This is a genomic window from Bacillus salipaludis, assembly GCF_004358205.1.
Window position 1 is genome coordinate 185030 of record NZ_SMYO01000001.1, and the last position, 14161, is coordinate 199190.

Here is a 14161-nt window from a genome sequence, read left to right on the forward strand (position 1 = left end):
CTTAATCTAAAGCCATTCAATCTCGGTGATCGCTCTCTCTATCTCTGGGAACGAATCAATCAATCGTAAGGCATTCTGTAGTTCCTGTTCGGTTGAAACTTTTGCCTGGGTAACCACAACAATGGCAATTTTTGTTCTTTGCCATACATCCTGGAAATCTACCTCTGAAACAGAAACATTAAATTTTTGCCTTAACCGAGTTAGGATTCGTTGCAGAACGGAACGTTTATCCTTTAATGAATGGGCATCGTAGATGATGCATTCACATACGGCCGAGCCGATGATCATTTCCGTTCTACTTCTTCCATTACATAGGCTTCAATGATATCTCCCTCTTTAACATCATTAAAGTTTTTAATGGTAATTCCGCATTCATACCCTTGTGCAACTTCTTTTGCATCATCTTTAAAGCGTTTTAAGGCATCAATTTGCCCTTCAAAGATGACTACGCCGTTTCGAATTAAGCGAATGCCGCTGTCGCGGGTGATTTTTCCATCCGTTACATATGAACCAGCAATCGTTCCCACTTTGGAAACCTTGAAGGTTTGGCGGACCTCAGCTTGACCAATAATCTTTTCTTCAAATTCTGGATCAAGCATTCCCTTCATGGCCGCTTCAATTTCTTCAATTACTTTATAAATAATGCGATGTAGACGTACATCAACATCCTCCGCTTCAGCAGCACGCTTAGCATTTGCATCTGGACGAACATTGAAACCAATCACAATCGCGTTAGAAGCAGCAGCGAGCGTAATATCAGACTCGTTAATCGCTCCAGCACCACTGTGTATGATTTTGATATTAACGCCTTCTACATCGATTTTCATGAGCGAGGCGGCAACAGCTTCAGCTGATCCCTGAACGTCTGCTTTAATAATGACATTCAAGTCCTTCATTTCACCCTGTTTTAATTGTTCAAATAAGTTTTCTAAGCTAACACGGGACTTTTCGCCACGATGTGCGGCAAGTGCCTGTTGTGCACGAGCTTCCCCAACCTGACGTGCCGTTTTTTCGTCGTCAAAAACAACAAAGCGATCTCCAGCTTGTGGAACATCGTTAAGCCCAGTAATTTCAACAGGAGTCGATGGGCCTGCCTCTTTGACACGGCGTCCTTTATCATTTACCATTGCCCGAACACGACCAAAAGTGTTTCCTACAACAATCGGATCCCCGATTTTTAATGAACCGTTTTGAATCAGTAAGGTTGCAACAGATCCGCGGCCTTTATCCAATTGTGCCTCGATAACTGTACCTAAAGCCTTTCGGTTAGGATTCGCTTTATATTCCTCTACTTCACTGACAAGGAGAATCATTTCTAATAAATTATCGATTCCATCCCCTGTTTTTGCAGAAAGTGGTACAAAGATAGTATCCCCACCCCATGCTTCTGAAACCAATCCATGCTCTGTTAATTCCTGCATAACACGATCGGCATTTGCGGCTTCCTTATCCATTTTATTAACAGCTACAATAATTGGAACCTCAGCAGCCTTTGCATGGTTAATGGCCTCAACCGTTTGCGGCATTACACCGTCATCTGCAGCAACAACAAGGATGGTAATATCGGTAATTTTTGCCCCGCGAGCACGCATCGTCGTGAAGGCAGCATGTCCCGGTGTATCTAGGAAGGTGATTTTCTTCCCGTTTTCAACTACTTGATAAGCACCAATATGTTGGGTGATTCCACCCGCTTCTCCTTCGGTTACTTTTGTATTCCGAATAGAGTCAAGTAAAGTTGTTTTCCCATGGTCAACGTGCCCCATAATCGTAACAACCGCTGGTCTTTCTACAAGTTCTTCCGTTGGATCCTCTGTAAAATAGACCTCTAAATCGGTTGTATCGATTTTGATTTCCTCTTCAACCTCAACTCCATATTCACTTGCAATCAATTCAATCGCATCTTTATCTAATACTTGGTTGATTGTCGCCATAACACCAAGTAAAAAGAGCTTCTTGATGATTTCAGAAGGCTCACGGTATATTTTTTTAGCTAGCTCTCCAACAGTCAAAGATTCGCTAAAGGTAATTTTAGCCGGTAGCTCTTTTTCTTTCTTCTTTTGTGGCTGTGCTTGTTGAACAGGTGTATGGTTCTTTTTACGATTGTTATTATTATTGCGATTTTGATTATTATTAAAAGGTTTTTTATTACCTTTTCCTGAATTGAAAACTTTGTTTTCCTTTGATTGGAATTCTTGGTTTTGCTTTTTACCTTCAGCCGTTTTTGGAGGAGAGACAACTTTTACCTTACTAGGAGCAGCGTTTTTTGAGTCATCATCATCAAAAGCCTTTGGACTTGTTTTACTCTGCACCTGTGGCTTCTCTCCCTGCTGTTGTGGTCTTTGATTTGAACGATTCTGCTGTTGCGGTTTTGTTTGTTTCTGTTGTGTATTGCTTGTGTTTTTGTTAAAGGTTACGTCAAGTTTTACTATATCTGCATCTTCAATTGTTGCCATATGGTTAGAAACCTCTATATTCATTTCTTTTAATTTTGTAATTACATCTTTACTTGAAACATTATGTTTCTTTGCATATTCATAAACACGTATTTTACTCATTTTTTCACCCCCGCTAAAATTAATCGAGCAACGTTACCAGTTTTTTAGCAAATCCATCATCCAAAACAGCTACAACTACGCGGGCTTCTTTACCAATTGCATGGCCAAGAAGATGACGATTTTCCACTATTTTCAATGGAACTTCATACGATTTACACTTGTCTGAAATTTTTTTGGTTGTATTTCCAGATGCATCTGCTGATAATAAAATGAGCTTTGCGCCTCCACTCTGAATCTGTTTGACGGTAAGCTCCTCACCCGATGTGATCTTACGTGCTCGATTGGCTAAGCCAAGCAATGACATCCATTGTTGCTGGTTCATTTGGATAGTCTGTTCTCCTTCTCTATCAGCTCTAGTAGTTCTTCATACAATGATTCTTCTATAGAAACCTGTAGGTGGTTAGATAAGATGTTTTTCTTCTTGGCTTGAAGGACAGCTTCCTTGTCCTTTGAAAGATATGCACCCCTGCCTGATTTTTTCCCGGTCAGGTCGATGGAGACATCTCCTTCCTGTGAGCGAACGATGCGAACGAGTTCTTTTTTGGGCTTCATTTCACCAGTTGCCACACATTTACGCATTGGAACTTTTTTACGCGTGTTCACGATCATTCACCTCCACCAATTAATCTAATTCATCTTCGAATTCGAAATGATCGTCTTCGACTTGATCATCAAAAAGTCTGATTGTTTCTTCACGTGGATAAATTCCTATATCACGTGCTTCGGTTTCTGATTTAATATCAATTTTCCATCCCGTTAACTTCGCTGCCAGTCTTGCGTTTTGACCGCGTTTACCAATTGCAAGGGAAAGTTGATAATCTGGGACAACTACTGTTGTTGCTTTATCCGCTTCATTTACCATAACATCCAAAACTTTAGAAGGACTTAAGGAATTAGCAACAAAGACAACAGGATCATCTGACCATTTTACGATATCAATTTTTTCACCTTTTAACTCATTCACAACTGCTTGAACACGTGTTCCTTTTGGTCCGACACAAGAACCCACCGGATCAACCTCAGCATTATCGGAATGAACGGAAATTTTGGAACGATCTCCTGCCTCGCGGGCAACGGATTTAATTTCAACCGTTCCATCGTAGATCTCAGGTACTTCGATTTCAAACAAGCGTTTGAGCAATCCCGGATGTGTACGAGATACAAAGATTTGCGGTCCTTTTGTTGTTTTTTCTACCTTTGTAATAAATACCTTGATACGATCATGTGGTTTATAGCGTTCATTTGGCATTTGTTCGTTAACCGGAAGCAATGCTTCAATTTTGCCAAGGCTTACATAGATAAACTTAGAATCCAGTCTTTGAACGATACCTGTCATGATATCTTCTTCACGATCAATAAATTCAGAATAAATAATACCTCTTTCAGCTTCTCTAACACGCTGTGTCACCACTTGCTTTGCTGTTTGAGCTGCAATTCTCCCAAAATCTTTAGGTGTTACTTCCATTTCAACTACATCTTCTACTTGGTAATTTGGATTAATTCTTCGTGCATCTTCAATTGAAATTTCAAGACGCGGGTCAAATACTTGATCCACTACCTCTTTTCTAGCAAAAACCCTCATTGATCCTGATTGTAAATTCAAATCAATTCTCACATTTTGTGCCTGATTAAAATTACGGCGATATGCTGAGATAAGTGCCGCTTCAATCGCTTCGATTAAAACATCTCTGGAAATTCCTTTTTCTCTTTCCAGTATGGTAAGAGCATCTAATAGTTCGCTGCTCATTTTCTTGTATCCCCCTAACCATTATTTAAATTTCTCAATTATGAAAAAGAAACAGCCAGTCGTGCATTTGCAATCTTTTCATAAGGAATTTCAATGTTTTTTTTGCGAGTTTTTATTTTTACCTCTATGATGACGGTCTGCCCATCAAACGCTTGTAATAGACCCTCAAAGCTTTTTTCACCATCAATAGGTTCATATGTTTTTATGAATACATTTTTTCCAATTGCTTTTTCAAAGTCCTTACTTTTTTTCAAAGGACGTTCAGCACCGGGTGAAGATACTTCAAGGAAATAATTATGGGGAATCGGATCCAATTCATCGAGTTTTTCACTAAGACGTTCACTCACTACTCCGCAGTCTTCAATATCGACTCCGAGATCTTTATCAATATATATGCGGAGAAACCAGCTTTTTCCTTCTTTTACATACTCAATCTCGACTAACTCCAAACCAAGTTCTTCAAGGATTGGTTCTGCTAGCTTTTCTACTACTTCAGTTACTTTGCTCATGCTTAACCTCCTTTTACCGACTTTTTTCACCCATATTATATGTAGTTCACGGAAAGTTTTATCAATTTACCCTATTTACAAACAAGAAAGAGTGGGTTGCCCCACTCCTTGATTCGAGAGTATTTCTTAGTATTTCCAATAAAACTATACCATAGTCACTATATATATGCAAACAAGAAAAGCGGAAGCGCATTCGGAACAAGCACAGCTTGTTCCTGCGATGATTATTCTTTGAAGCTTTCCTTAGTGATCAGCCTCAGGCATAGCATAAGACGAGCCGGCGAGAAGGTTACTCTTTACCTTTTGACGGATCGGCTGTAGACCATAGGGGCTAGGCGCTGGAGGTAGACATCTAGAAAAGCGACAGCTGGTTTTGTTCTGGCAGGGATCCAAGGCAGCCTTGTTTGTCCAAATATTCAAGAATGGTCTTGGATACTTTTCCACGCTGCTGCAGGTCTTCTTTCGATAAAAATTCGCCTTCTTCCCTTGCCTTTACAATACTCCAAGCAACGTTTGTTCCTAGACCAGGGATAGAATTAAACGGTGGAATTAATGAATCTCCCTCTATAATAAACTCTGAGGCGGAAGATTTGTATAAATCAATTTTCTTAAATGAAAATCCTCTTTCCGTCATTTCTAAAGCTAATTCAAGAACAGTCAAAAGGTTTTTCTCTTTATTTGACGCCTCAAGTCCCTTTGCATTGATTTCCTCAATTCTTGCCCGAATAGCTTCTGAACCGCGGGCCATTGCTTCCACATCGAAATCCTCAGCACGGACAGTGAAGTAGGCTGCGTAATAAAGAAGCGGCAGATGTACTTTAAAAAAGGCAATCCTTACGGCCATTAATACATATGCAGCAGCATGGGCTTTCGGGAACATATATTTGATTTTTTTGCAGGAATCAATGTACCATTCCGGAACTTCATTTTTGCGCATTTCTGCTTCCATTTCTTCACTTAAGCCTTTCCCTTTACGAACGGATTCCATAATTTTAAAAGCAAAAGACGGATCAAGTCCTTGGTAAATTAAATAGACCATTATATCATCACGACAGCCGATAACTTCACTAAGCGTACAAGTTCGATTATGAATTAGTTCTTGGGCATTTCCTAACCATACATCTGTCCCGTGGGATAGACCGGAAATTTGAACAAGTTCAGAAAAGGTTGTCGGTTTTGTATCTTCAAGCATTTGCCGAACGAATCTTGTTCCAAATTCCGGGATACCCAATGTTCCGGTTTTACACATGATTTGCTGTTCGGTTACCCCGAGTGATTCGGTTCCACTAAAAATCTTCATCACTTCCGGATCATCAGTCGGAATCGTTTTTGGGTCAATTCCGCTAAGGTCCTGCAGCATCCTGATTACGGTTGGATCGTCGTGTCCGAGTATATCAAGCTTTAGTACATTATCATGTATCGAATGGAAATCAAAATGAGTGGTCCGCCACTCTGAAGTTTTATCATCTGCTGGAAACTGGATCGGTGTAAAATCATATACATCCATATAATCTGGAATAACAATAATCCCACCCGGGTGCTGACCCGTGGTCCGTTTTACTCCTGTACATCCGGAAGCCAGTCTTTCAACCTCTGCTCCCCGAATTTGGAGATTATTATCCTGTTGATATGCCTTAACATAGCCAAAAGCCGTTTTATCGGCAACTGTTCCGATTGTTCCAGCACGATAGACATATTCCTCACCGAAAAGCACCTTTGTATAGTTATGTGCGCGCGGCTGATACTCACCGGAAAAGTTCAAGTCAATATCCGGAACCTTATCCCCTTTAAAGCCAAGGAAGGTTTCAAACGGAATATCATGTCCATCTTTTCGGTATTTCCCTCCGCACTCAGGGCAATCTTTATCAGGTAAATCAAATCCGGAACCAACCGAACCATCATTAAAGAACTCGGAATGTTTACAGGTTGGACAAATATAATGTGGCGGAAGTGGGTTTACCTCGGTAATCTCCGTCATAGTTGCAACAAATGAGGAACCGACCGATCCACGTGAACCAACAAGGTATCCATCATCAAGCGATTTTTTAACGAGTTTATGCGAAATCAAATAAATTACGGCAAACCCATGGCCAATGATACTTTTTAATTCTTTTTCCAAACGGGCTTCCACTATTTCCGGAAGCGAATCACCATAAATTTTACGAGCCATGGCATAACTCATTTCTCTCATTTCGTCATCTGCGCCTTCAATTTTTGGCGTGTATAAATCATCTTTAATTGGTTTAATAACATCAATCATATCGGCAATTTTATTGGTATTCGTTACAACAATTTCCTTAGCCTTTTCCGCACCTAAAAATGAAAACTCATCAAGCATTTCATTCGTCGAGCGGAAATGAACATCTGGAAGCTGGTGACGGTTAAGTGGATTTGCACCACCTTGAGAGTTAATTAATATTTTTCGATAAATTTTATCGTTTTCGTTTAAATAATGAACATTTCCCGTTGCAACAACGGGGATACCCAACTTATCTCCAAGCTTAACAATGTTCCCAATAATTTCTTCAAGCGCCTTCTCATCTCGGATTAATTCCATTTCGATCATTGGCGCATACACAGGTTTTGGCATTACTTCAAGATAATCATAAAACTGAGCAAAGGCTTCTACCTCTTCAGGGGATTTTTGCATCATCCCTTCAAATACTTCCCCTTTATTACAGGCGGAACCAACAAGGATTCCTTCGCGATATTTTTGAAGAACGGAGCGAGGTATACGAGGCACCCTGTAATAGTACTCAATATGTGCAATAGAAACTAATTTAAATAAATTTTTTAAACCTACTTCAGTTTGTGCTAGTAGGGTGCAGTGATATGGACGTGCTCTTTGATAGGCATTTCCTTTCCCCATGTTGTCATTGAACTGATCATGATATTCAATACCCTTTTCAAGTGAATCCTTAAGCATTTTTAGCAATAAATAGCCTGTTGCTTCCGCATCGTAAATAGCACGGTGGTGCTGGGTTAATTCAATATCAAACTTTTTCGCCAGCGTATTTAGGCGGTGATTTTTTAGTTCAGGATATAGAAAACGACCGAGTTCCAGCGTATCGATTACCGGATTTTTCGCTTTTTCTAGACTAATATTTTTGTAGCCGACATTCAGGAAGCCCATATCAAAGGATGCATTATGAGCGACAAGGACAGCATCTCCAACCCAGTCATGGAAATTGCGGATGACTTCCGCTACCTCTGGTGCATTTTCGACCATATCATCCGTAATACCGGTCAAATTAATCGTTGTTGCTGATAAACGATGATGTGGATTTGCAAATGACTCAAAGCGGTCAATAATTTCCCCATCATGTATTTTTACAGCAGCAAGCTCGATGATCGTATCATATACAGCTGAAAGCCCCGTGGTTTCTACGTCAAAAACTACGTAGGTATCTTCAGCCAAAAGCCGATGTGCGTCATTATAAGCAATCGGGACGCCGTCATCAATTAGATTGGCCTCAATTCCATATAAAATTTTAATGTCATTCTTTTTACCTGCACCGAATGCCTCCGGAAAAGATTGAGCAACTGCATGATCGGTAACAGCAATTGCTTTGTGGCCCCATTTTTTCGCCTGAGCAATAAGGGTGCTTACAGGTGTAACGGCATCCATTTGACTCATCGGAGTATGAAGATGGAGTTCTACACGCTTCTCATCTTCTGGAGCAGTGTCTTTCCGGCCTGCTGGTTTTATTTCATTTATATCATTTCCAATCATCACAAGATCACGGACGAATGTGTCATTCTGGATACTTCCTCTAACCTTTACCCACATTCCTTTTTTAACATGTTGAAATAGGGCTGCATCCTCTTTATCTCTCGAGAACATTTTAACCATGATTGAACTTGTATAATCTGTAACTTTAAAGGTTAGCAGGGTACGTCCGCTTCTAAGTTCTCTCGTTTCAGCATCAAAAATGTACCCTTGAACAGTTACTCTTCTTTCCTCATCAACAATATCAATCATCGTGCGGTAATCTTGATCATCCTTAATTGTAAGACCAATTGTAAGCGGACCTTGCGGAATATCACCGTTCGATTGCTCTTTTTCCGCTTCCTTCCTCTGTAGCTCTACGAGTGCTTGAAGCCCGCGTTCCTGGTCTTCTTTTTGTTTAGCTTGTAAAAATTTTTCATATTCATCGTTCTTTTCTAGACTTTGGACATTCGTTTCAATTGTTAGAACTGGAAAGCCAAAGGATTGATAAATCTTGCTGATCACACCTCCATATTTTCGTGAAAGTGCAAGACCCTCGGTTTCATTTCGTACTGAAAGCGATACTTTATTCCCGTTAATCGTCGGGATTTGTTCATTTAATAGCTTTAATAAAGGCGGAGCAATGCCATCAATCTGCTGGATACAATGGTTCCAGTACTCTAATAATAAATCCGGTGAAAAGGTTTGCTCGGTAACATTTATCTCATACGAAATACGGGCAATATTTGAAAATGTTCTTTCCAATTGGGTCGTAAAGCGGATATATACATTGTAGGGAAGGATTTTTTCTAATAGAAATTGAAAATGCCACTTACGGGCTTTTTTTTCGACGATTAGTTTTTCAATTTGTGCATTTGGAAATTGTGCTACCACAGCATCTTCTTGCATTTGCAGCTGCTGGAGCAAGAGTAAGAATCGCTCTTTACTGCCTAAGGCATTTTCGCTCATCATTCTCTCTCCCATCTATCTTTAATCTCTATTGTCTTTTATTCAAAGGCTCTGTTAAACCTGGTTGTTGATTTCCGCTCCAGGCACTTCGCTTTCCGTGGGCGGTTCGGGGAGCCTCCTCGTCGCTTCGCTCCAGCGGGGTCTCCCCTGTCCCGTACTCCCACAGGAGTCTTCGTGCCTTCCGCTCCAATCAACGCTGTTCAAAATCAACATTGTCCTTTAACACAGCCTATTCAAAAAATAATTATATCATATCAACCAAGTTGATTCGTCTTTATTCGACAGGAAACTTCATCTAATTTTAGTCAAAGACTTGTTAACCTTGGTTGTGGATTTCCGCTCCAATCAACGTTGTTCAAAAATCAACATTGTCCTTAACAAGCCTAGCCTAATCAAAAAAGAAAGGTACCCCTTAAAAGGTACCTAGAATACTTTATAAGAAAAATCTTTGGATATCATTCCAAGTTACAACTAGCATTAAAAGCATTAGCAAAGCGAACCCAATAAAGTGAACCATCCCTTCTTTTTGACGGTCGATTGGTTTCCCTCTAAGTGCTTCAACTGCAAAAAACATTAATCTTCCACCGTCAAGTGCCGGTATTGGCAGTAAATTCATTATGCCTAAATTTATACTTAAGATTCCTGCCCATTTCATTAGATAATAAATACCTGATTTCGCAACTGTATCGGTAGCTTGATAAATACCTACTGGACCAGAAAGCATATTAATTGAGAATTGACCTGTAACCAATTTTCCAAGCATCCCGATGATTTGCATTGTCCAGGTATACGTATCTTTAACCCCGGCAGAAATAGCTTGAATAGGTGATTTTTCAACAGGGCTATATACACCGATTAACCCCATTTTCTTTCCATCAACCGTTTTTTCAATTGGCGTTACTTGCACATCCATATCTTTCCCATCTCGGGTAATTGTAAAATCTAATTTTTTATTCGGGCTATTTCGAATGATTTCTACCACATCAGCCCAGCTGGTAACCTCGGCACCATTAATACTTTGGACTACATCTCCCTTGTGAAGCCCTGCAGCTTTTGCAGCCCCATCAGCAGTAATTTCACCTAATTTAGGATCATTAGTAGGAACCCCTTGCAAAAGGGCAATCACAATAAAAATGATAAAAGCGAGAACAAAATTCATCATTGGCCCTGCAAAAATAGCCATCGTTCTTTGCCATAATGTTTTTGCTCCAAATTGGCGATCAAGTGGAGCAATTTGAGATTCGATTCCATTTTCTACAATCATTGCTTTTGGATGAATCACAAAAGTCTTTAGTTGGTCATCCTCATCATCTGGATACCCCTTGATGATAAGGTCTTTTTCAATATCAGCAAATTCAACTTCAATGATCCGGCAATCAGGATACTTTTCTTTATTATTTAAAATAATTTTATTTACTGTTTCATCTTTATCAAACAATAAGCCAATACGGTATCCAGGCTTGATTTCAACCATTTCAGGATCCTCACCTGCCATACGAACAAATCCTCCAATAGGAAGCAAGCGAATGGTATAGGTTGTTTCTCCTTTTTTATGTGAAAAAACCTTTGGGCCGAAGCCAATTGCAAATTCCCGGCAAAGAATACCTGCTCGTTTTGCAAAAATTAAGTGACCCAATTCATGAAAAAAGACAAGTGCGCCAAAGATTACAATAAAGGCTATAACTGTTGTCAATAGTAAAACCACCTTTTATCAGGATAAGGAAGTAACTTTTAACTTCGATAACTGTCTAGCTAAAGCGCCTTTGGCGCTCCGAGCTTTCCTTATAGAAGTGAACGTACATATTGTCTCGTTTCTTTGTCGACCTCTTGGATATCAGTTAAACTTGGGTGTGCCATCGTTTGATGAGCGTTTATTGCTTTTTCAATCAAATCTTCAATTTGCAAGAAACGAATTTTCCCTTCCAAAAACGCTGCAACAGCCACTTCATTCGCAGCGTTCAAAGCAGTTGGCATTGTTCCGCCCTCTTTTCCGGCATGATAGGCGAACCTTAGACAGCGGAAACGATCTTGATCCATTTCCTGAAAATGCAGTTTGCCAATTTGCGCTAAGTCTAATCGTTTTGCTGACGGGAGCTGAGCGCGTTCCGGATAGGTAAGAGCATATTGGATAGGCACCCTCATATCCGGAGTTCCCAACTGGGCGATTATGCTGCTATCATGAAATTCAACCATTGAATGAATAATACTCTCTTTGTGAAGCAAGACATCGATTTTCTCATATGGCATATCAAAAAGCCAGTGTGCCTCAATTACTTCTAATCCTTTATTCATCATTGTGGCCGAGTCGATGGTAATTTTTGCACCCATTGACCAGTTTGGATGATTTAAAGCATCTTTAACCGTAACATTTTCTAATTCCGCACGCGAGCGGTCACGGAAACTTCCGCCAGATGCTGTTAAAATTAATCTTTCTATATTCTTATGCTTTTCTCCTTGTAGCGCTTGAAAAATAGCAGAGTGTTCGCTGTCGACAGGAAGTAGACTAACATTATTTTTTCTCACAGCATCCATGACAAGATGTCCGGCTGTAACAAGTGTTTCCTTATTGGCAATTGCAATGACCTTCCCGGTTTCAATTGCTTGTAATGTCGGGTTTAGTCCAACGCTCCCAAGCACCGCATTTACAAGAATTTCTGCTTTTTCATAAATAGCAACCTCAATTAAACCTTCGTGCCCAAATGTAAATTTTGTATTTGGAAACTCAGTATTTAAGGTTGCGCAGTCTTGATAATCCTGTACTGAAACAAGCTGTGGCCTGAACTCATAGATGAACTTTCTTGCCAAGTCAATATTCTTTCCAACAGACATTGCACCTAGCTGAAAGGTATCAGGATGCTCGCGAATAATATCTAGAGTCTGGGTTCCAATGGATCCTGTGGCACCCAGTAGGCTAATTATTTTCAACTATATTCAACTCCCAAAAAATAAACCACTTATAAATTGGGCCAAAGGTGGAAGAAATGCAACAATGGCCATACGAACAATAGGCTGTCAAATCGGTCAAGAATCCCACCGTGTCCAGGTAAAATTTTCCCAGAATCCTTTACATTAAAATGACGTTTAAACGCCGATTCAACCAAATCACCGATTTGTCCAAAAACAGATAACACTATGGTAATCCCTAATATTTCAAGTAATGATGCATTAAAATCGGAAAATAAAGCAAATAAAACGCCGACAATAAGAGCACATACTACACCGCCAAGGGAACCTTCTATGGTTTTATTTGGACTTATTTCCGGCCATAATTTGTTCTTACCGGCAGCTTTACCGATGAAATATGCACCAGAATCGGTTGCCCACATGATAAACAAGGAATAAAAAATATAAACAAGGCCGGCATCACGAGCTTCCATGAAAAAATAGAACCCCATTCCAACATAAACGGAAGACAGTACGGAAAAAGCTCCATCTTCAAAAGTAAATCGGTTTTTCGTTATAACTGTATAGGCCAACAACAACAACACAAAAGCAATGGCCACTTCTGTTTTTGTATAATAAAAAGTATTCATGATGTGGTCATATTGTTTTGGAAATATAATCACCCAAAGAAACAATGTTGCCAAAAAGCCATGTACGGTAAAAATAGAAAGGTTTTTCATTTTTAAAAGCTCGTACAAGCCAACAGTTGCCAAGAAATACGATAATAGGACGAATGGGAGTCCTCCATAAAACACAATCGGAACAAAAAGTGCGGCGGCCACGACTGCTGTTATGATTCTTTGCTTCATCTATTAGTTTCACACCTTTATGGACTATATTCCTCCAAACCGGCGCTGACGATTTTGAAATGTTTCAATCGCCTCAAGCAGATGCTCCTCACCAAAGTCCGGCCATAAAACCTCAGTAAACCAGAATTCTGTGTAAGCCAATTGCCAAAGCATGAAGTTGCTCAGGCGAATTTCACCACTTGTTCGAATTAATAGATCAGGGTCCGTCATGTTTGCTGTCATCAAATACGAGGAAAAAACCTCTTCATTTAAATCATTTTCATTCATTATATCACTTCTGCAATCACTTACGACTTGTTTGACTGCATCAATGATTTCAGCCCTGCTTCCGTAATTCAGCGCAAAGTTTAAGACTAGTCCATTATTATTTTTTGTTTCTTCAATAGCTTTTTCAATCGCGTGTAATGTATGTACAGGGAGTTTATCTTTGTATCCCATCATTTTCACTTGAACATTTTCTTTAATTAATTCCGGAAGGAACGCACCTAGAAATTCCTCAGGTAATTTCATGATATATTCCACTTCGTTTTTAGGTCGTTTCCAATTTTCAGTTGAAAAGGCATATAAGGTTAAGGTTTTAATTCCAAGCTGATTGGCAAGACGTGTAGTTTTACGAACGACCTTCATCCCTTCATGGTGTCCTGCTATTCGTGGTAATGCCCTTTTTTTTGCCCATCTTCCATTCCCGTCCATAATAATCGCAACATGCTCAGGAATCGGTAATTTTTTTATCTCTTCTATTTTTTCTCGGAGTGTGGAAGAGTTATTTTGATTCTTCCAAAGCCTTATTTTATTAAACATGACAATGCTCCTCCAAATTAAGTTAATCATATACTCCGATAATAGATTTTTCTCTAATCGAACCAATAATAAATCCTATGAATGATCATTTTAGCATGTTTTTATCATACCAAAAAAAC

General features: G+C 39.6%; 11 protein-coding genes. All 11 read right to left on the reverse strand.

The window, feature by feature from the left end:
• Positions 1 to 6 precede the first annotated feature (6 nt).
• Positions 7 to 288 (reverse strand): DUF503 domain-containing protein, encoded by a 282-nt coding sequence (locus tag E2K98_RS00840; RefSeq protein ID WP_133332437.1) that lies wholly within the window; start codon positions 286 to 288, stop codon positions 7 to 9.
• Positions 285 to 2555 (reverse strand): translation initiation factor IF-2, encoded by a 2271-nt coding sequence (infB, locus tag E2K98_RS00845; protein ID WP_133332438.1) that lies wholly within the window; start codon positions 2553 to 2555, stop codon positions 285 to 287. Before infB ends, E2K98_RS00840 begins: the two co-directional genes overlap by 4 nt.
• Positions 2556 to 2574: 19 nt before the next feature.
• Positions 2575 to 2877 (reverse strand): YlxQ family RNA-binding protein, encoded by a 303-nt coding sequence (locus tag E2K98_RS00850; protein WP_026574887.1) that lies wholly within the window; start codon positions 2875 to 2877, stop codon positions 2575 to 2577.
• The gene (gene rnpM, locus E2K98_RS00855; RefSeq protein ID WP_026574886.1) at positions 2874 to 3158 is read right to left on the reverse strand and encodes an RNase P modulator RnpM; all 285 of its coding nucleotides are present in this window, start codon (positions 3156 to 3158) and stop codon (positions 2874 to 2876) included. The genes E2K98_RS00850 and rnpM overlap by 4 nt, the downstream gene beginning before the upstream one ends.
• Before the next feature lie 19 nt (positions 3159 to 3177).
• Positions 3178 to 4302, reverse strand: coding sequence for a transcription termination factor NusA (nusA, locus tag E2K98_RS00860; protein WP_133332439.1), 1125 nt, complete (start codon positions 4300 to 4302; stop codon positions 3178 to 3180).
• 38 nt (positions 4303 to 4340) lie between these two features.
• Positions 4341 to 4811, reverse strand: coding sequence for a ribosome maturation factor RimP (gene rimP, locus E2K98_RS00865; protein WP_026574884.1), 471 nt, complete (start codon positions 4809 to 4811; stop codon positions 4341 to 4343).
• A gap of 352 nt (positions 4812 to 5163) precedes the next feature.
• Entirely contained in the window at positions 5164 to 9489 is a 4326-nt protein-coding gene (locus E2K98_RS00870) for a PolC-type DNA polymerase III (RefSeq protein ID WP_133332440.1), read from the reverse strand.
• A gap of 433 nt (positions 9490 to 9922) precedes the next feature.
• On the reverse strand, positions 9923 to 11182 hold the full coding sequence (gene rseP, locus E2K98_RS00875; RefSeq protein WP_133332441.1) for an RIP metalloprotease RseP: 1260 nt from the start codon (positions 11180 to 11182) through the stop codon (positions 9923 to 9925).
• Positions 11183 to 11271: 89 nt separating this feature from the next.
• Complete coding sequence (gene dxr / locus E2K98_RS00880; RefSeq protein WP_133332442.1) at positions 11272 to 12414, reverse strand: 1-deoxy-D-xylulose-5-phosphate reductoisomerase; 1143 nt, start codon at positions 12412 to 12414, stop codon at positions 11272 to 11274.
• A 29-nt stretch (positions 12415 to 12443) separates the two neighbouring features.
• Positions 12444 to 13241 carry a phosphatidate cytidylyltransferase gene (locus tag E2K98_RS00885; RefSeq protein WP_133332443.1) on the reverse strand — a complete coding sequence of 266 codons (798 nt, stop codon included), beginning with the start codon at positions 13239 to 13241 and terminating at the stop codon, positions 12444 to 12446.
• A 24-nt stretch (positions 13242 to 13265) separates the two neighbouring features.
• Entirely contained in the window at positions 13266 to 14042 is a 777-nt protein-coding gene (locus E2K98_RS00890; protein WP_133332444.1) for an isoprenyl transferase, read from the reverse strand.
• Between the last annotated feature and the right edge of the window lie 119 nt (positions 14043 to 14161).